Source organism: Treponema parvum, from assembly GCF_017893945.1.
In the GTDB taxonomy this organism is placed as follows: Bacteria; Spirochaetota; Spirochaetia; order Treponematales; family Treponemataceae; genus Treponema_D; species Treponema_D parvum_A.
On the sequence record NZ_CP054257.1, the window covers coordinates 2,309,329 to 2,328,788 of the forward strand.

The 19,460-nt window shown below is 44.4% G+C and carries 13 protein-coding genes; 8 read left to right on the forward strand and 5 right to left on the reverse strand.

Translation table 11 applies throughout. The features are described from left to right. Nucleotides 1–85: 85 nt before the first annotated feature. Nucleotides 86–2,935, forward strand: a complete 2,850-nt coding sequence (locus HRI96_RS10210; protein WP_210117254.1) for a CHASE2 domain-containing protein — start codon at nt 86–88, stop codon at nt 2,933–2,935. A 119-nt stretch (nt 2,936–3,054) separates the two neighbouring features. Here HRI96_RS10210 and HRI96_RS10215 read toward each other — a convergent pair whose 3' ends face one another. Then, the gene (locus tag HRI96_RS10215) at nt 3,055–4,074 is read right to left on the reverse strand and encodes a glycosyltransferase family 2 protein (RefSeq protein ID WP_210117255.1); all 1,020 of its coding nucleotides are present in this window, start codon (nt 4,072–4,074) and stop codon (nt 3,055–3,057) included. 613 nt (nt 4,075–4,687) lie between these two features. Here HRI96_RS10215 and epsC point away from each other — a divergent pair. The 3 genes from epsC to radA all read left to right on the forward strand — a co-directional run bounded on the left by epsC (nt 4,688) and on the right by radA (nt 7,642). Beyond that, nucleotides 4,688–5,548 carry a serine O-acetyltransferase EpsC gene (epsC, locus tag HRI96_RS10220; RefSeq protein WP_210117256.1) on the forward strand — a complete coding sequence of 287 codons (861 nt, stop codon included), beginning with the start codon at nt 4,688–4,690 and terminating at the stop codon, nt 5,546–5,548. A 108-nt stretch (nt 5,549–5,656) separates the two neighbouring features. Then, nucleotides 5,657–6,154: a NusG domain II-containing protein gene (locus HRI96_RS10225; RefSeq protein ID WP_210117257.1), complete on the forward strand. Its 498-nt coding sequence runs from the start codon at nt 5,657–5,659 to the stop codon at nt 6,152–6,154. A 132-nt stretch (nt 6,155–6,286) separates the two neighbouring features. Continuing rightward, nucleotides 6,287–7,642 (forward strand): DNA repair protein RadA, encoded by a 1,356-nt coding sequence (radA, locus tag HRI96_RS10230; protein WP_210117258.1) that lies wholly within the window; start codon nt 6,287–6,289, stop codon nt 7,640–7,642. Here the strand turns inward: radA and HRI96_RS10235 are convergent. Both HRI96_RS10235 and HRI96_RS10240 read right to left on the reverse strand, forming a co-directional pair. Further along, a complete protein-coding gene (locus HRI96_RS10235) occupies nt 7,628–8,845 on the reverse strand; it encodes a TraB/GumN family protein (RefSeq protein ID WP_210117259.1) in 1,218 nt (405 codons plus the stop codon). The two genes, radA and HRI96_RS10235, sit on opposite strands and share 15 nt — an antisense overlap. Then, nucleotides 8,842–10,260, reverse strand: coding sequence for a tetratricopeptide repeat protein (locus tag HRI96_RS10240; protein ID WP_210117260.1), 1,419 nt, complete (start codon nt 10,258–10,260; stop codon nt 8,842–8,844). Before HRI96_RS10240 ends, HRI96_RS10235 begins: the two co-directional genes overlap by 4 nt. A gap of 39 nt (nt 10,261–10,299) precedes the next feature. Here HRI96_RS10240 and HRI96_RS10245 point away from each other — a divergent pair, with 39 nt between their 5' ends. From HRI96_RS10245 to ppk1, 4 genes are all read left to right on the forward strand, one after another. After that, complete coding sequence (locus HRI96_RS10245; protein WP_210117261.1) at nt 10,300–12,192, forward strand: hypothetical protein; 1,893 nt, start codon at nt 10,300–10,302, stop codon at nt 12,190–12,192. Between the two features lie 70 nt (nt 12,193–12,262). After that, nucleotides 12,263–13,693, forward strand: coding sequence for an MGH1-like glycoside hydrolase domain-containing protein (locus tag HRI96_RS10250; RefSeq protein WP_210117262.1), 1,431 nt, complete (start codon nt 12,263–12,265; stop codon nt 13,691–13,693). Between the two features lie 15 nt (nt 13,694–13,708). Further along, a complete protein-coding gene (locus tag HRI96_RS10255) occupies nt 13,709–15,235 on the forward strand; it encodes a Ppx/GppA phosphatase family protein (RefSeq protein ID WP_210117263.1) in 1,527 nt (508 codons plus the stop codon). A 63-nt stretch (nt 15,236–15,298) separates the two neighbouring features. After that, nucleotides 15,299–17,425, forward strand: coding sequence for a polyphosphate kinase 1 (gene ppk1 / locus HRI96_RS10260; RefSeq protein ID WP_210117264.1), 2,127 nt, complete (start codon nt 15,299–15,301; stop codon nt 17,423–17,425). Nucleotides 17,426–17,715: 290 nt separating this feature from the next. On the opposite strand, the gene HRI96_RS10265 is transcribed toward ppk1, so the two are convergent. Together HRI96_RS10265 and HRI96_RS10270 are read right to left on the reverse strand one after the other, a co-directional pair. Next, a complete protein-coding gene (locus HRI96_RS10265; RefSeq protein WP_210117265.1) occupies nt 17,716–18,573 on the reverse strand; it encodes a methyl-accepting chemotaxis protein in 858 nt (285 codons plus the stop codon). Between the two features lie 7 nt (nt 18,574–18,580). After that, on the reverse strand, nt 18,581–19,339 hold the full coding sequence (locus tag HRI96_RS10270) for an oxygen-binding di-iron domain-containing protein (protein WP_210118691.1): 759 nt from the start codon (nt 19,337–19,339) through the stop codon (nt 18,581–18,583). Nucleotides 19,340–19,460: the final 121 nt, after the last annotated feature.

Sequence of the window (19,460 nt, forward strand, 5' to 3'; positions counted from 1 at the left end):
AATCATCGCACTCCATACTAATTTGTTTAATTTAAAATGACAACACCTCTTTCAGTTTACACCATTATATATTATAGTAAAGAATATGAGTAAACGCAAGAATAGTTCGAATTTTAAATCGCCTGATATCATCGTTGCACTTTGTACAATAATAGTAATAGGCTTTTTGACCCTTATCAACGTATTTGAAAAGATCGAATACAGACTTTACGACGTTATGCTTAAATTCAAGCCCGCGCCGCAAATGCAAGACAAGATGATGCTTGTAAACATTGACGACGAATCGCTTGAACAGATGGGCGCATGGCCGTGGACACGCGACGTTCTTGCAGACGCGCTTATAAGGATGAGGGAACTCGGAGCTTACAGCGCAACGTTCGATATCGAATATCTTTCTCCGTCTCAGATGGGAATAAATCCTTCCATAACTACGACTATACCTGAAAATTTTTCCGAAAACCGAAAAGAGCTTTTGTCGCTCATATACGAACTGTCCGATTCCGTTTCTAAGGGGAAAATTTCATTAAAGGAACTCCCCGATATGACGGACATGCTCGTAAACGAATACATAGATCCCCAACTTGAAACGCTTGAAAGGTCGGTCACGGAGGGCGTTTTCCGTGACAACGACGATTATTTTTCCAAGGCGATCCGATTTTTCGGCAATACGTGGCTTACGATCAACGCGCGCGAAGTTCTCATCCAGGTGGATGAAAAGCTCAAAGATTTTGCAAAAGAGCGTTTTTTGCTTTCGGACGTTACGGATCCCGCCGGGCTTATAGCCGCGGGAAATAAATATCAGGAAAAGGAAGACGATCAAAAAGCGGGGTTTTCACCCGCTCTGTATGAATTTCTTAAAAACGCCCGCGGAGCAGGTTTTACTAACGTCGTCGTAGACTCCGACGGTTCGAGACGGCGGGTGGAATTGTTGCAGGAAAGAGACGGCAAATACATCGCCCAGCTTCTATTCGCTCCTATGCTCAACATGCTCGACACTCAGAGCCTTGTGCGCACAAAAAGGCATCTCATAATAAAAAATGCTCTTTTTCCCGGCGAAACAAAACGGCGCGACATAAAGATTCCCTTGGACAAACACGGCCGCATGCTCATAAACTGGGTAAAGCAGCTTTTTAACGAAAGAGACGGCCACACAGGCGAGCTGGTATATTTTAAAGGCGAACCTGTATATTTTTTAAAATACCTTGACGACTTGGAAAAAAGCTTTACGAACAACCTCCGCACCCTTCTGGATTCCCCTCTTCGCTATGAAAACGGAAAATACTTGGACTATTACGACGGCGCAAAATATCTTTTACAGACATATTCGGAACTTGAACATCTAAAGGCTGAAATCTTTAACGAAACCGCAGACGCTTCCGGGAAAGAACTTACCGCCGAAGATTCTTTAGCCGATCCGAGAATTGAACAGCTTTTTGAAGGACGCAGCATTTTCTTTGAAGAATGCGGACAGTTATTCGACGGCTCATATGAAAAACAGATAATCGACTTTCTTGAAAGCTACCGGACTGAAAAAACAAGCGAAGCGATCGATCAAAACATAGACTGGTTTAAAAACACTTTTGAAGTTTTAAAAACCGATTACGACGAATATCAGCTTACGTTCAAACTTAAAAAAGAAAAATACAACGGATCTTTTTGTCTCATAGGAAATTCGGCTTCGGGCACTACGGATCTCGGCGTTACGCCGTTCGAGCGGCTGTTTCCGAACGTAGGCACGCACGCAAACATATTCAATACGATAATGACCGGCCAGATGATCACACCGCTTAGCTGGGGCTACGGATTTGCAGTGTCGGCGATCTTGCTTATCATAATAATATTTGCAAGCCGTAAAGCGAAGGCTTTTATGCAAAGCCTCATAGGCATAGGCGGATGCATTATTTTTCCGCTTATCAGTTTTTCGATGTTTTCGTTAAAACTGTATTACATTCCCGTGCTAGCTCCGACTTTGGTCATGACAGCAGGGTACATAGCCATAACCATACAGCGATTTTTGCTTTCAGAAAAAGACAAGCGTTTTTTGCGCAATGCGTTTTCAACCTATCTGTCTGAAAGCGTCGTAAATGAAATCGTAAACGATCCTTCAAAGCTCACCCTCGGCGGCGAAGAAAAGAATCTCACCGCGATTTTCACGGACATAAAGGGTTTTTCAACCATTTCCGAACGGGTAACGCCGACCCAGCTAGTTTCGTTTCTGAACAAATATCTTACGCTGTTCAGCGACATTATCCTTGAGCATCAGGGAACGATAGATAAATACGAAGGAGACGCAATTGTAGGATTTTTCGGAGCGCCGGTTTCATTTGAAGACCACGCATGGCGGGCATGTTATTCCGCTATAAGAATGAAACAGGCGGAAAAAATCTTCAATAAAGAAATGACCGAAGCGGGAATAATCTCTTCCGAAATAAATACCCGCATAGGAATAAACACGGGCGCAATGGTCGTGGGCAATATGGGAACGGACAAAAAAATGAACTATACGATGATGGGAAACGCCGTAAACCTTGCCGCGCGGCTTGAAGGCGTAAACAAAGTGTATCACACTTGGATTTTGGTTTCTGAAAGCACTTGGGACGCCGCAAATTCCGGAGAAAATTCGGGCAAGATGATTGCGCGAAGGCTCGACAAGGTGCGCGTAATAGGAATAAATACGCCCGTTCAGCTTTACAACATAGTGGGCTTCACGGAAGAACTTCCTAAAGAAGAAATCGATTCCGTAGAAATTTTCCACAAGGGTTTGGATCTGTATCTGGCTAAAGATTTTGCAAGCGCAAAGAAATTTTTTGATGAAGCGGATGCGATGTTTCCGCAAGACGAGGTTTCAAAAATCTTTTCCGAAAGATGCGACGAAAAGATCAAAACCGGCGTTCCCGACAACTGGGACGGCGTTATGAGCATGACGAGCAAGTAGGATAAGCGCGGGCGGACAAAGGAGTTAGGCAAGGCGGCAGGCAATGTCGGCTGCTCCGGCAAAGCGCAAGGTGCAATAGAACAACAGTAACCCAAGCCGCCTGTGTCGATTGATCTATGCTACCGGTCAACAGGGCTTCCTTTGCAATCGGCAAGCATTGATTCTACTCTTTTCACAAAGGATGAGCCCCAATACTCGCAGAGCATCGAATAGGCTTGGTCATATAATTCGGGGACGACGCACGCGCGGAGCTGCTTGATATTATTGGCAAGATATGAAATACATACTTTTTGAACGGCGGCTCTGTGGCGATCTTCAGGCGGACTTTCTTTAAAAACCGAATACAAAACCGTAAACGCCGAAGCGACGGAGCAGACTCTTTTCCACCTGTCGAGACTTGAAATAAGAGTTTCCGAAGTTATGCCTGTGTCTATATCGTAGCGATATACTTTTTCGTTTATGCCGACATAGCGCTTTGCGTTCATGCAGATAAAATAATAAAGAAGAAAATCTTCACCGGTAGTGCAGTAAAAATTCGGCAAAAGGTTGTATGCATTTTTAAGCGCTTCGGCCTTAAAAAGTTTTCCCCACAAAAAAAACGAATGTTCTCCGTTGCAAAGAAAGTCGTCCGTTATATTTTCCCCTTCAAGAACGCCTTCGTGTATCAGCTCTATCTTTTTAAGAACCGAAAGCCGGCGGTCGTCAGGAAAATTTTCATCATGGATGAGTTCGGCCTTGCCGTGCACAATGTCCGCATCGCAAGACATGGCCGCTTCATAAAGTAAAGAAAGACTTTGTTCGGTAAGAGCGTCGTCCGCATCCAAAAAACAGCAATATTCTCCGGAAGAATTTTCAAAAGCGGTGCGCCTTGCTTGAAAGATGCCTTCGTTTTTTTCATGTTCAATATAGCGTACGCAAAATCCTTTGCGGGAAGCATATTTTTTAGAAAATTTTTCGATTATTTCATTTTCGGAAGAAGAAAAACGGGAGGAATTTGAAAGAGCTCCCTTGCTGCCGTCGTTTAAAATCACCAGTTCTATGGACGGATACGTCTGAGCGGCTACGCTTTCAAGACAGTTCAGAATAGTCTTTTCAGCATTGTAAAAAGGAACGATAACGCTTATCAATGGCAAATTCAAAATATCTCCCTTAAAAAACGACATGCGAGGAAATCTTCAGATTTAGGAGCTGGGCAATTCATGCGCTCTTTGCGCACAATCCAATAAACGAGTTTTCGAAAGAAAACTCGAAGTTAAAAGACGCGGCGCTTATTTAGCGGCGGCTTTTAAACTTTCCTTAAAAAACAACATGCGAGTAAATCTTCAAATCTAAGAGCCGAACGATGTTCTCTCCTAAAGCATAGCATTTTAGACGGTATTTTCAAATCTTGATATTCGACAATAATGTAAGTTGAATTCCGTTTTTATTCAACCGGTGACAGAGGCGGCCGGTAGACCTGCTGTGCAAAGCCCGCGGCGTGCTAGGTCTGCGGCGCATAAGAGAGGCGGCATGAGTACGACGCTATAAACGGCGCCAGCAGCGCGGCACAAGAGCGCTGCCGGATCGGCCGGCAATACAGTATTCGCCGGCAACGTGTCAGCGGTTACGCACAGCCGGCAATACCGTACGGCGTCAGTCAGAGCCGATGCGACCTATTGCCTACAAAGGCTCTAAACGTTTAAAATGCATCATGCATGGGCAGCGCCGGGACGCTGTCTGGACGCTGTATTTTAAAATACTCAGAGGTCAATTTTGAATATCGATACTTTAGTGGAAAGAATTCTTGATTCTTACGATAAATACGGCGGCGTAAACCGCACGGAAACCGAAAATTTCCCGAACAGAGAAAACGTTGTTTTTATTCTTCACGACCTGCAGTGGCTTATTTTTCCGGGATTTAATACGGCGGATTTTATCGAAGGCGAAAATTTGCGTTACGCTGCCGGTCTTCGCGTAAACCGCGTAATTTCAATGCTCACGGCGGAAATAAAAAAAGCTATGGTATATGCGGCGGCAAATAAACGCTGCGAAGATTCCAAGCAGCCGCGCTGTTTTGAACTTGCAGAAAAAACCGCTTTGGCTCTTGTAGATGCCATTCCCGACATACGTAAAGCGATAAATCTTGACGCGCAGGCTATTTTAAACGGCGATCCGGCCGCAAAGAGCATCGAAGAAGTTATACTCTCATATCCAGGGCTTGAAGCAATCTTAATTTACCGGTTGGCGCATTTTCTGTTCAAAAAAGAAGTTCCCATCATCCCAAGAATAATGAGCGAGTACATACACGGGAAAACCGGCATAGACATACATCCCGCAGCGGAAATAGGAGAATCATTTTTTATCGATCACGGCACGGGAATAGTAGTAGGCGAAACGACCGTAATAGGAAAAAACGTCAAACTCTACCAGGGAGTAACGCTCGGCGCCTTAAGCGTGAGCAAGTCCATGAAAAACAAAAAGCGGCATCCCACGATCGAAGACGACGTAACTATTTATTCGGGAGCGACGATTTTAGGCGGAGAGACAATCATAGGCAAGGGATGCACCATAGGCGGTAACACATGGGTCACAAAATCCGTTCCGCCGGGTACTACTTTTTTACAGGAAAAATAGAGCCTCCAAGCAAAGCCGCTGCAAGGAAGCTCTATCGTCCAGCCAAGCTGAACGTTGGAGAGAGTTTATCAGCTTATTTACAAGCTAAGTTAAGGATAACCCCTAAATATGCATAAGTCAAGTTTTTTTAAATATATAAGAATCAGGCCTCTCGACGTCGTAATTTTGGCGATCTTTGCCGCGGTTTTGTTTTTTTCGGTACTCGCGCTGCGCAATACGCCCGAGCGGGATCCCGTTTTAATAATAGATTCGCCGTTCGGTCAATATATTTACGAACTCGACAAAGACAGGGAAGTTAAGATCAAGGGTTTGATCGGAATTTCAGTGATAAAAATTGAAAACGGAAAGGCAAAATTCGATTCGTCTCCGTGTCCCAATCAAACCTGCGTAACCGGCGCTCCGATAAGTAAAAATTTCGAATGGCTGGCCTGCATGCCGAACCAGGTTTTTATTCACATAGAAGACAGGGACGTCCCGCACTCCGGCGGCGCCGGAAAGAAAAACAATTCCTCTTCGAATCGGAGCGGCGGTAAACTCGGCGCTGATAAAGACAAGAATGCGGGAGATGCAAAAAGAGGGGACGGCGTAGACGCTATGTCGTTTTAAAGGCGTCCGGCTGAAGGCGGTCGGTCGATCTATCGAATAAGGACGCCGGCAGCACGGCGCTTTAACTGCGGTGCGAATTCCGTCTATGCGCTGCTGTGCGGTGCGGAGAAAGTTAGAAAAAACCGGAGGAATATGGCAAAAAAATCAAATTCAATCATTTTTTGCTGTTCTGCATGCGGATACACTCACCCTAAATGGCTCGGCCGATGTCCGGAATGCGGCAGCTGGAACACGCTTGAAGAATATATCGAAAGTCCGGCTGCAGGATCGGTTTCAGGCAAAGCAGGCGAGAAGCCGCCTAAAATCAAACCTGTTCCGCTTGAAAACATAAAAACCGAAGACAGAGGGCGGATTTTTACGGGCATAAGCGAATTTGACAGGGTTTTAGGCGGAGGAGCCGCAAAGAGGTCGGCGATTTTAATCGGCGGAGAACCGGGAATAGGAAAATCCACTCTTCTTTTGCAGGCGGCCGCAAAATACGCTGAAAGCTCGGGCGCCAAAACTCTCTATGTCAGCGGAGAAGAATCGGCGTCGCAGATAAAAGACAGAGCCGAAAGGCTCCGCCTAAGAGCTCCTACGGTGGAAATTCTTTGTTCCACAAGGCTTGAAGACATACTTTCCGCCCTTGACAGGACGTCTCCCGTATTCACAATCATAGATTCAATCCAGACCGTAAATTCCTTTGAAGCTGGCGCTATCCCCGGTACTGTAAATCAACTCAAATACTGTGCAAACGAGCTTATCGGCTGGATAAAGGAACGCGACGGCGTAATGATAATGACCGCGCATATCACAAAGGAAGGATCGATAGCGGGGCCGAAATCGCTTGAACACATGGTCGACACCGTGATTTCCTTTGAAGGAATAAACAACGAATTCCGTTTTTTGCGCGCGCAAAAGAACAGGTTCGGTTCCGTCGACGAACTGGGAATACTTTCCATGACCGAAAAAGGCCTTGAAGCTGCGAGAGACCCTGAATCAATGTTTATTACGAAAAGGCAGGGAGAGCAGCCGGCAGGAGTGGCGACGGCAGTGGTATTTGAAGGCAGCCGAGTGTTTTTGGTTGAAATTCAGGCGTTGACAGTTCCCGCAAAAGCCGCAATCACGCGCGTATACAGCGAAAAGATAGATTCAGCACGGGTAAGCCGGATCGCAGCCGTGCTTGAAAAAAGGCTGGGTATAAGATTCTCCGATCAGGACATTTATATAAACGTCGCAGGAGGAATACGGCTTTCCGAAAGCGCCATTGACGCATCCCTGGCGGCGGCGCTTTATTCGGCGCGCACCGACATCGCGGTGCCTGCAAACACCGCTTTATGCGGGGAATTGAGCCTTGCAGGCGAAATACGCCCTGTAAACCGGCTCAGGCAAAGGATAAAGGCGGCGGAAGCCTTGGGGTACACAAAAATCTATGCGCCCGAAAAAGAAGAAGGCGCCTTTGCGGTAGCGACCGTAAAGGACATGGTAAAGGCCTTATTTGGAAAATAAACCGCTCAGCCCCACAAAGGACGCGCCGGCGACAAAGGTTCCGATCGAACTTCCCAAGCTCGATAAAAGAAAGACCAAAAGAACTCTTGAAATCCTGTTTTTATAAATTCCTTTCAAGCTCATTATGTCGGTCTGAATGCTTTCCATGTCGGAAACTTTAGGCTTTCGGACTATAGCCTGTACAAGCCCCGAAACCATTCCTGCTCCTATAAAAGGCGAAAGCGACGTTATGGGCGCGGCAATGCCTGCACAGATTACGGTTAAAGGATGTCCGAACGCAAGAGCGGCGCCCAAGGCGGAAAGAAGAGCGTTCCACAGTATCCATGAACCTACCATGGCCTTGCCCGTATCTATTCCGCCGAATAAAAAACCTGCGGCTATGAGAGCGACTATAACGGAAGGAATTATCCAAGCTAAAACCTTTGCGCTGATTTTTTGCTCCGGAAGCGTTTCAATATCCGTCGTATCGGAAGTTTCCAGCCCGGCGGCAATGGATTCAAGGTGTTTTTGCACTCCGGCAAGATGCCCCGCTCCTATGACGGCAAGAATTTTATTGCCTTCGGCAGTCCAAATGTGCGACGCTAAAAAACGATCTCTTTCGTCTATAAGAACTTCCTTTACAACCGGCATAAATTCCGCAAGTTCCGCCATCATTGAATCCATTTCATTCGATTTTTTTAGCGATTCTATTTGTTCTGCGGAAACTTTTTCGTTTGAAAACGCGCTTGCCAAAAGAGCCGAAACGAGTTTGCTTTTTCCCCAAAGCGAATTTTTAAGCCAGGCACGGCGCAATGTGATGTGTATTGGACGGTCGACCATCGCAACTGGAATATTCATTTCAGAGGCCTTTTCCACCGCAGCTTTCATTTCGTCCCCCGGACGTATACCTATGTTCTGCCCCATTCGGCGCTGAAAAGAAGAAAGAACCAAATTTGCCAGAAGAAGAAATCCTTCTTTCTTTTTTAAAACGCTCACTATGTCCAAATTGCGCCACGAAGACGGATTTATCATTGCTTCATAGCGTTTTTGATCCAATTCCACGGCCACACAATCGGGAGCAATTTTGCTCACGGCATTTTGCACTTCTTCAACGCTTTCCGGTGAAATATGCGCCGTTCCTATCAAAATAAATTCCCGGCCGTTAAGAAAGAGTCTTTTTTCCGTTCTGTTTGTTCCGCTTGCTCCGCCGTCGATTTCACTCATGATTGCATACTCCATTCCGCCAGCCTATATTCAAAAAACAAAGGCGCTTTCATAGCCAAAACTTGAGAATAAAGTTCCGCGGCGGCCGCATCGTTACCCTGCAAGTCGTAAAATAATCCCATGTAATACAAAAATCTGCCGCGCTTGGTATTGCTGTCCTCTTTTTTTATCTGCAAAAGAGCCGCGTTTTCGGCGTTTATTCCCTTTCCGTCATAAAAAAGGCGAACTACCGTGTATTCGACGCTTGACCTATTAAGTTTTTTCATGTGCTTTTCAAGAAAACTTTTGAATTCACCGGTTTTTCCGAGTTTTTTATAGTTGGCGGCGATCATTAATACATAAGAAATATTGTTTTGATTCATCGAAAGCGCTTTTTCGAACGCTTTTAGAGAACCTGCGTAATCTTTTTCATGCCAGGCGAGCATGCCGAGCGATTCGTACGCATAAAAATATTTAGGATTCGTTTCGACGACTTTTTTATAATCCGAATACGCTTCGCTGAGCTTATTCATCTCGTCGTATAAACTTGCTCTGTAAGCATAGGCTAAAAAATAATCGGGTTCAAGCGAAATTGCCTTTGTCCACGCTTCTTCCGCGCCTTTAAGATCCAGCAGCTGCCGCCTATAAGTTCCCAAGCTCAGATATATGTCGTAATTTCGGGCGTCGTATTTTGCAGCTTCTTCAACATATGAAAGCGCTTCGCGGTAACGTTCCTCATCGGCGGATATCTTTCCAAGGTACAAGAGCGCCCAAGGATCGTGAGCGTTTTTTTCAAGGATGCGGTTAAAAGCGCTTTTTGCGTCGTCGGTTTTGGACAAAAAATACGAACTCAGCCCCAGTCCGAACAGAGCGTCTTCATTTTCGGCGTCGCTTAAAAGCGCCTTGTCGTAAAGAGTTTTGGCAAGATTGTAATTGTTTGTTTTCATTGCGTCGCCGGCAAGCTCAATGTTTGCCCGAACGTTGTTCGGATCGGAGGCGATAATTTTTTTGATATATTCCTGCCGTTTGGAACCGCTGTTCGACGTCTTTGCTATCACGAGCAAAAGCTCCAAAACTTCAATATTGCCTGGATCCCGCGCTAAAAGATCTTCCGCCAGATGAGACGCTTCGTCTATTCTTCCTGCGGACAACAAAAGCGAAGACTTTAATATTGAAATTTGTATATTGTCTTCAAGCGACGGAGGGAGAGTTTCAAAGAGTTTTAACGCTTCATCTATCGAGCCTGTCTTTAAAGCGGCCTTAAGTTTTTCCGCAAAGACAACCCCGTCGGATTTTTTTGCGGCTCCGCCGGCGTCTGTAGCGGAGGAAGCTCCGCCGGCAGTATTTGCCGTAAGGCAGCCCGCGCATAAAAATACGGCCGTAAGAGTTAAAATAAGTCTTATTTTTAACTGTTCCTTTTTAAATTTTTTCTTCATCGGTTGAATTTCCTTGTTTCATTAAGTAAACTACGAACAATGTATTCACATCCTATAAAAAAAATCATAGGTCTTCTTGTTCTTTATACCGCTATTATTATCGGTATTTTTATCGTTCAATTTAAAAGCGAATCCGTTTTTTCGGAAAATATAGGAGCGCTCAGGTTCACATTCGCCCAAACGGGAACGCAGCAGAATCCCGTTCTAAAAAACAGTCTGCAGGCGCTGTTCAAAGGACTGCTGATCTATTTTGACGATAAGGATCCCGTCACCGTACGAGAGGCCGGCTCCGATTCGGTAAAAAACATTACACTAATTTCATGGAGCAAGGCAAGTCCCCTTTCATTCGCTCTTCGCTTTACCGAAAATGTTTCGCTCCTGTTTTCCGTTACGGGAACGGGCGACGACGCCGGCATGACTATACAGGCGGATCTTCCGCGCAATATTGAGTCCGTAACGTTAAATTACAAACCCGCCGGCGGATATAACTTTTCAAGAGAATCCGGAGCCGGCGCGTACGGCGTAAAAATAGAAGCAAAAGGCAATAAGTATGTTTTAAGTGCATCGAATATTGGTGAAAATAAAATTTCGCTTAACAAAGGTCAATCGGCGGTAACTTACGCCGTTGTTAAGGACAAAAAGACTTTCTCTTTCGCTTCAGTAGGAAAAACGGCGGCGGCAAGTTCTGCAGCTTATTCGCAAAACATCAAAAAGCTTGAAAACAATATAATCACGCTCTTTAGAGATTCCGTACAGAATAATTCCCCTCAGCCCCTTACGGAACAGAGCGTCGCCGCATACGTTGCGGTTATGGCAAAAAACGGCCAGTACAACGCCGCAATCGACGGTGTTCCCGACCTGTTCAAAAAAGGACAAAAACGCACGTATGTTTCAGCCCCGTACTTTAACACGCTCGAAAGAATGTTCGCCACGCTTCAAATGCAGTTTGACAACACTTCCCGCATGGTAAGCGAGGCCGTCAGAACAAACAGCTGTGAAATATTTTCTCTTCCCTATTTAAGCAATTTTGTAATAAAGAACAACAAACTTCAGGACGTCTGGCAGCTGCTTTCCGTTCCTTCCGCCGTCTTATCTTCCGCAAACGGATCGTCCGCCGTCAGCGCTTCCCAAGCGGCGGGAATCATTTACGTTTACATGAGCTTGATAGATAAATTTCCGGCCTTAGCCGACATGCTCGAAAATTCGATCGAACCATGCCTTTCAATAATTGAACAATCCTGTTCATTGCAGACGCAGGCCAACGGAGAAAAACTCGTCGTATCGGAAAACGGGATTCCCCTTAAACCCGCAGGCGCCGTAAACATCGGTTCCGTCTTGCTCGGTTACGGAACTATGACAAACAACCGTTCTGTAATCGACACGGGATATTCGCTTATAAATTCTTCTTTTGAAGACATTGCGGCGACGGATCTGTACACATATTCGGAAATATATCCGATCCTTGTAAAAGACAATCCGTATTATCCGCATTTTATCTATCTGGGCGAAAACGACTCTCGAACCGTCTGGGCATGGACTTGTGCCGAAAACATTACATACAAAAAAGACGAAGACGGCACGTTTCTTATAGACATTGTTTTTCCGGAAGGACTCACGCATTACGTAATATTCGGCGGTATTCCGGATTTCAGAAAAATTCAAATATACGGTATGGATTTCCGAACCGATCCCAGATTTGAAACGTACAATTCTTCAGGTTACGTTCATTTAAAAGATACCGACATCCTGCTTCTTAAATCGCGGCACAGAAACAACTTGGAAAACGTCAGTATTTTTTACAATAATCCCGTACGAATCGTCCAACCGACGGCGACAGAGAGAGTGAGCGCGGAAAACACCGAAGGGCAAAACGCAAAACCCGCAGACTCTTTTGAAAATTCGGAAGTCAAAGCGAATGAGGCTTCTTATTAAAAATTAAAAATTTAATACCGTTTTCGCTTTTTTTGTGATATACTTAAAGGTAGCTTTTAGAGGAGTACCTGTGAACAGACGTGATTTTCCCAAAATCCATTTTTACGATCAGGATTTTGTAGATATTTATGATAAATCTTGGTCTTGGCTTAACGATTATTGGATAAACCCGGCGACGGAAGAAAAAGATCCGGAAGGTTATTTTATTTATCCCCAGGGAAATTCCTTAATTATCGAACAATTCGAATCCATTTTTTCTTCATTTTTTTTGGTTTATTCGAACCGCAATTATCCTGCAAATCAAAACATAGATTATTTTTACGCCCGCCAGGAAGAAAACGGCGCCATTCGATGGAAGTACGACATAAGGACAAACAAACCCGTTACGGACGAGCAAAACCCTGAAGGCATAGGGATGCCTCTGTTTGCGTGGGCGGAATTTAACCTGTACCATAAATCGGCAAACAAGAGACGTATCCGCGAAATTATGCCCGTCCTTCAAAAGTATATGGACTGGATAATCGGCGCTTTTAAAAAAGAAAACGGGCTTTTTTCCGTTCCGGCGGTTGCAGGCGGTATGTTTAACTCTCCCCGAGGGGGAGTTTTTTACCCTGTAGACTTTAATGCCGCAATGGCAATAAACGCCGCATACATGTCAGCTTTGGGCGATATCTTAAACGACAAGGATTTGAGCTTTCAGTACAAGCGCATGTATTTTTCGCTAAAGACGCGCATTAATTCAATGATGTGGGATAACGTTACCTTATTTTACCATGATCTGGACAGCGAAGAGCACCGCCTTCCTCAAAAGACCATCGCCGGTTTTTGGCCGCTTTTAGCCGAAATGCCCAATGCTGATAAGGCAAACGCTCTTATTTCGCATTTAAACGATCCTAAAACGTTCGGAACAAGCCACCCGTTTCCGTCGCTTTCGGCCGACAGTCCGGACTTTAAAGAATCCGGAGAAGGATTTTGCGGCAGCGTATTCCCTCCGCTGAATTTTATGATAATAAAGGGGCTTGAAAAATACCAAAGATACGACATGGCGCGCGAATGCGCGATCCGCCACCTTTACTATATCTTGGAAGCTCTTCTTCCGAACGATCAAAAAGAAAAAGGCGACGTGTTTGAAGCGTATCTGCCGTGCAAGGAAGGCAAGGCTGTTTTGACCGGCCGTCCAGATTTTCCGCGTGCGCGTTACATGCCTTACGTAGGGCTTTCTACCATAGCATTGATGATAGAAAACATCATAGGGCTTTCGATAAGTCTGCCCAGAAAAACCGTAGACTGGATAATCCCTAATCTTGAAATAATGGGCATTGAAAAACTTTCGCTCAAGAGAAATTTGATCACGATACTGAGCAACAAAAGTCTTCGCGGATGGGAAATTCAAATGGAGAGTGAAAAATTGTATTACTTTACCATAAATATTCTTGACCAAAAAAAGAAAACGTTGCCTATACCTTCGGGTAAGTGTTCAATGCTTATAGACAAGCTGTAGCTTTAAGGAGCAAATATGACATCCCTTGAAGCGGTAATAGAAATCGGCTCTACAGGGATAAGGCTCCTTGTTGCCGAAATAACCGACAGCGGGCAAAGAAACACATTGGACCGTTCCGAAATGCCGGTGTCGCTGGGGCACGATGTTTTTACATCCGGTTCGGTAAGCAGTGAAACGCTTTTACGCTGCATTCAAATTCTTTTAAGATTCCGTGAACAGCTTGTAAGCTGGAACATACAACCGGATAAAACTTCCGTCATTGCAACTAACGCCGTAAGAGAAGCTAAAAACAGAGACCCCTTCGTAGACCGTATTCAGATAAGGACCGGATTCCACGTTCAGATAATAGACGGAATTGAAAATAATCGCCTTACGTATCTTGCGGTAACGGATTGTCTAAAAGGGAGCGCCGCCGTAAATCTTAAAAAAGACGCTATAATTATCGAAGTGGGCGGAGGCTCTACCGAGCTCATGCTCATTGAAAAAGGAAAAATGGCGGGAGCCCACAGTATGCGCATAGGAACCGTGATTGTAGGGCAGCAGCTTCGTTCCATGCTGGGCACTATGGAAGATGCGTACCGCTATATTGAAGAATTTATATTTAACACAAAGGGTTCCCTGGATACCGAACTTGCTCTGCAAAAGATAAAGCAGTTTATAGCCGTAGGCTCGGACGCCCGCATCGCAGCTGCAAATATCGGAGAAAAAATTTCACCTTCTGTGTGGGAATTGGACAGGCAGGTGTTCGACGATTTTGTAGACAAGCTTCAAACATGCACGATCGACGAATGCGCGGCACAGCTTAGAATTTCTTACAGCGACGCGCAATCCTTACAGATAAGTCTTTTGATATACAAGCTGTTTTTAAAATTCACTAATGTAAAAAAGATCCTCGTTGCGGAAACAAGCATACGCGAAGGTCTTATCATTTCAAAAACGGTTCCCGACACGTCCTTGCAGCAGGATTTTTATTCACAGATCACGGCGTCGGCAAAAAATATTCTCAGAAAATATAGGGGAGATGAGAAACACGCTGATTTTGTGCGAAAGATCAGTTTAAAATTTTACGACGAACTTAAAGAGGAAATCGCCCTTCCCAAAAAAGCCCGTCTTCTTTTGGAAATTTCAGCCATACTGCACGACGTCGGCATGTTCATACGCGCTGAAAATCACAACCTTCATTCCCAATACATAATCGCAAATTCCGAAATTTTCGGTTTGGGAAGGGAAGATATAACGATAATCTCTTTGATTGCGCTCTATCACCGTGACAATAAAAAGCCGCAAGACGATAAATATTTTCAAATGCTGCCGAGTTCCGAGCGCATGACGATCTTAAAACTTACGGCGATTTTGCGCATCGCGGACGCCTTGGACAGGAGCCATATGCAAAAATTTACCGATTTTTCCATAAAGACGGACGACGATACAATCACTATAATAACGTCCGGCGATCATAATACCACGCTTGAAAACGTTGCGCTCGCCCAAAAAGCGGATATGTTCGAATCTTTTTTCGGATATAAGATAATTATGATGTAAAATAATCAAAGGGCGACCTGTAAAAACCGCAATTTTTAGAAATTGCTAAACGGAAAACGATTTATGAAAAAAAAGCATAAAATTCCATTTTTTAACCGCGAACTTTCCTGGATAGAATTCAACGCAAGGGTTCTAAAAGAAGCGTGCAGAAAAGATATTCCCGTCATGGAAAAACTTCAGTTTTTAGCCATAGTCTCTTCAAACTTTAACGATTTTTTTCAAATAAGGGTAGCGGCAATAAAGCGGCTTTTAAAAGAAGCTCCCGACATAAAAGACAGCTCCGGTCTCAATCCCAAGGAACTTCTTAAAAAAATTTCACTAAGGTGCCACGAAATTGTTCACGTGCAGCACGACTGTCTTGTAAACGACGTTCTTCCGAGCCTTAAACAAAACGGAATCGAATACGTTCCTCCGTCGGATTTTACCACTTATCAAAAAGCTTTTACAAAACATCTTTTTAACACGCAGATATTCCCTCTTTTAACGCCCTTACGCATAGACACGGAAAATTTTCCGAGCATAAGAAATTTGCAGCTGCACGCGGCTTTTTTGCTTAAACGCATGGAAGGTATTCCGCCTTTGGAAAATATGCCGCAGCCGGAAACGAGCGAACCTTTTATTTCCATCGTGCAAATTCCAAGCGTAATACAGCGCGTAATTCCCTTCGGCGGCAACGATAAGAAAAAATCTTTTTGCCTCCTGGACGATCTTGTGCTGCAATACGGAACTCAGCTGTTCCCCGGTTTTACAGTGGAACAGACCATGCTGTTTAAAATAACCCGCGACGCCGATCTTTCAGTAAACAGCGCGGACAACGATTTTATAGACGCTGTGGAAGAGGCAATCGCTCAAAGACAGTCTTCGTTTGCGGTAAGGCTGCTTTGCACGCAGTCAAGCCGTGATATTTTAAAAGTCCTTTCGGAAAAACTTGAAATAGAAGAAGACGACATATACCAGGTAGGAGGGATTATGGATCCTTCAACCTTGCTGGACATAACTAAGATGGAAAATACGGAAAAACTGCATTATCCGGTATGGCACCATTTTTATTCGGCCGACCTGCCTGCACAAGGCGCCTACTGGGACACTATAAAACAAAAAGACGTCCTGCTGCATTTTCCGTATCAGTCGTATAATCCTGTCATAAAATTCATTTCGGATGCGGCGGACGATCCGGATGTGCTTGCAATCAAGATGACTTTGTATCGGGCGGGTCACGAATCGCCTATAATAGACGCGCTCAAAAGAGCCGCCGACAACGGCAAACAGGTAACCTGCTTTGTAGAACTTATGGCCCGCTTTGACGAGGAGCGCAATATTGCATGGGCTGAACAGCTTGAAAAGGCAAATGTAACGGTGATCTACGGAATAGTAAATTACAAGGTTCACTCAAAAATCCTCATGGTTATGCGCAGGGAAAATTCCGCGATAGTGCGGTACGTTTATCTTTCAACGGGAAATTTTAATCCGAAAACTGCGCGCCAATATTCGGATTTGGGAATTTTGACGGCGAATCCCGAAATTGCCAACGACGCTACGCAATTTTTTAACATAGTTTCAGGGTATTCGGCCATACAAACCATGAACCATATGTCGATGGCGCCTATAAATCTGAAAACAAATATTTTGGCAATGATTCAAAGAGAAATCGAACGCTCTACGCCTGAAAATCCGGGCCTAATCATAGCAAAAATGAACAGTTTATCCCACGAAGAAGTCATAAAAGCCCTGTACAAAGCAAGTCAGGCGGGAGTAAAAATTCTTCTTAACGTGCGGGGAATTTGTATGCTCGTACCCGGCGTAAACAAGATAAGCGAAAACATTACGGTGGTTTCCATAGTGGACAGATATTTGGAGCATTCGCGCATATTCTATTTTAGAAATTCCGGCGCTGAAGAGATTTATATTTCAAGCGCAGATTGGATGCCTAGGAACCTCGACCGTCGTATAGAGCTGATGTTTCCCGTAACCGACAGAACATTGTTTAAAAACATATTTGAAATTTTAAACTTGTATTTTACGGATAACACTCATTCGCACACATTGCTTTCTTCGGGTAAATGGGTGGAAACGAAAAACGGCACTATTTTAAAACATGCGCAAAAAGAGTTGTATTTAAAATATAAAAAGACAGCCGACACAAATACGAAAATTCCGGAAATAGAATTCAGGGCGCGAAGGAAAAATTAAACATACTTTAAAATGCGGCATTGCAGAAAATTTCGATTTTCGAAAATGCCGCATTCGTGCGCTTTTGCGCACAGCTATAATCAGCGACGTTTGCGCAGCAAACTCGCCGTTTAACGAGGCGGCGCAATACAGCCGCCGAAATTAAACATTCCTTAAAATTCAACAGTCGAACAAAATATCAATTTTGGAGACTGTTGAATTAGTGCGCGTGAGAGCACACACGTATATACGCGAGTTTTCCGCAGGGAAACTCGATGTTAAAAGACGCCGCGCCTATTTAGCGGAGGCTTTTAAACATTCTTTTTTATCTGGAACATCTTATCCAAAAAGCGGTGCACGGAATCTATCGCGCCCAAAATCGTATGAGTGTCTTTCATGGAGCCGTTTACTTTTTCAAGCGCCGCAAGGCCTGCGGTAAGCGCCTGAGATTCTTCGCGAACGGCGGCCGTGATTTCGGATAGCGTTTGTCCTGAAGTATTGATTGCGTTGTCGTTATTTGTAAAATTGGTCAAAACGGAATTCAAAGAAACATTAAAACGCAAGATGAGAGAAGTAAATTCATTCATCTGCGTGTTTATTTTTTCCACGGTTTTTTCAAAGGCTTCCGTGCTTTCGGTTATCTGCTTTGCAAAATTCCCCGTCTGAGAAGCCAGGCTGTGCACTTCGTTTGCAATAATCTTAAAACCCGCGCCGAAAGTCCCTGCATGAGCCGCTTCTATCGAAGCGTTTATCGCAAGAACGTTAGTTTTATCCACTACATTTTGTATATCGCCTGTAATCTTTGCAATCTTTTTTGTCTGCTCTTCCAAATCTTTAAATGAAGCGGAAAGAACTTCCGCATCTTTTGAAGTGGATTCTATTTCCTGAATGCGGTCGATTATATCCTTTTTTAAAGCGTTGTTGGCGTTTAATATGCCGCCCATCATGGAATTTATTTGTTCGATATTGTTGGCGGTACCCTTGCTCGAAGCCTGCATCTGCTCAAACGTGCTCACGATGGATTCCAAGCCGCCGCTTACAACCTCTATCGCGTAATTGAGAACTCCCAAAGAATTCATAGTTACGGCGGAAGTAGTAATTCCCTTATTGTATCCTACGGAAATGTTCTGCAACAAGTCTTCGTAATTTTGTATAATCCGTTCATCCATACGAGCGTCAATCCATTAAATCGATACCGCACTTGAGAGCAGAAAGCCAGTCCAAAAACGCATGCATCGCCTCGCCTTTATATATGGCGCCGTGCTGAGGAACAAGCATTTGCGGATCAAGCCTGCGGACTCTGTCGCACCAGCTTTTTACGACGGAATTCGACGCCATATACCGCTTATGAAATCCTTCGATCAACGGAAGGTGGGAAGCGAAATCTTCCACAAAAACGGTTTCATTTCCGTTGTCAAATACGGCTGCCCCTATGTCGCTGGTAAACAGAATACGGGATTTTCTGTCGTATAGGTTGAAATTTCCCGGAGAATGCATAAAGTGAGCGGGAATAAAATCGTACGACGCGCCGTTATCCGTAGTTAAAGTCATCCCTTCATCCTTTATGGGAAGAATTCTCTCGGAATCTACAATGCCGAAATGAGGAAGAAAACGTACCCAAAGCGACGAAATGTATACTTTGGCGTGAGTAATGCCGAGCCACAAAGCGATCCCTGAAGAAACGTCCGGATCTTGGTGCGAATAGAAAATCGTATGAATATTATCCAAAGATATGTATCTGCTTATGGAAGCGATTACGCTTGCAAAAATGTGAACTCCGCCCGGGTCAAGAACAATTCCTTTGCCGTGATCGATGATCAGATACTGCATAGTCTGTATTTCATCATTATGATTGTTTTTGTCTATACCGAGCCATATGAATTTATGGGTTTCATCTTCATATAAAATGCGGCCGTTGGCATCATCGCTGTCTATCATCGTTAATTGCTCGCGTCAAATTCGGTACGCGCACCTGCATAAAACCGCAGCAAACCGCGTCTTCCTTCAACATCGTCTCCTTACTTAATTATTACATAACCGGCATTATTTGTATACA

Bases quoted from the DNA above. Each gene is read 5' to 3' on its own strand.
- HRI96_RS10265 (WP_210117265.1), bottom strand. From the start codon at position 18,573: ATGGATGAACGGATTATACAAAATTACGAAGACTTGTTGCAGAACATT.
- HRI96_RS10235 (WP_210117259.1), bottom strand. From the start codon at position 8,845: ATGAGTGAAATCGACGGCGGAGCAAGCGGAACAAACAGAACGGAAAAA.
- HRI96_RS10255 (WP_210117263.1), top strand. From the start codon at position 13,709: ATGACATCCCTTGAAGCGGTAATAGAAATCGGCTCTACAGGGATAAGG.
- HRI96_RS10245 (WP_210117261.1), top strand. From the start codon at position 10,300: ATGTATTCACATCCTATAAAAAAAATCATAGGTCTTCTTGTTCTTTAT.
- radA (WP_210117258.1), top strand. From the start codon at position 6,287: ATGGCAAAAAAATCAAATTCAATCATTTTTTGCTGTTCTGCATGCGGA.
- HRI96_RS10240 (WP_210117260.1), bottom strand. From the start codon at position 10,260: ATGAAGAAAAAATTTAAAAAGGAACAGTTAAAAATAAGACTTATTTTA.
- HRI96_RS10225 (WP_210117257.1), top strand. From the start codon at position 5,657: ATGCATAAGTCAAGTTTTTTTAAATATATAAGAATCAGGCCTCTCGAC.
- ppk1 (WP_210117264.1), top strand. From the start codon at position 15,299: ATGAAAAAAAAGCATAAAATTCCATTTTTTAACCGCGAACTTTCCTGG.
- HRI96_RS10210 (WP_210117254.1), top strand. From the start codon at position 86: ATGAGTAAACGCAAGAATAGTTCGAATTTTAAATCGCCTGATATCATC.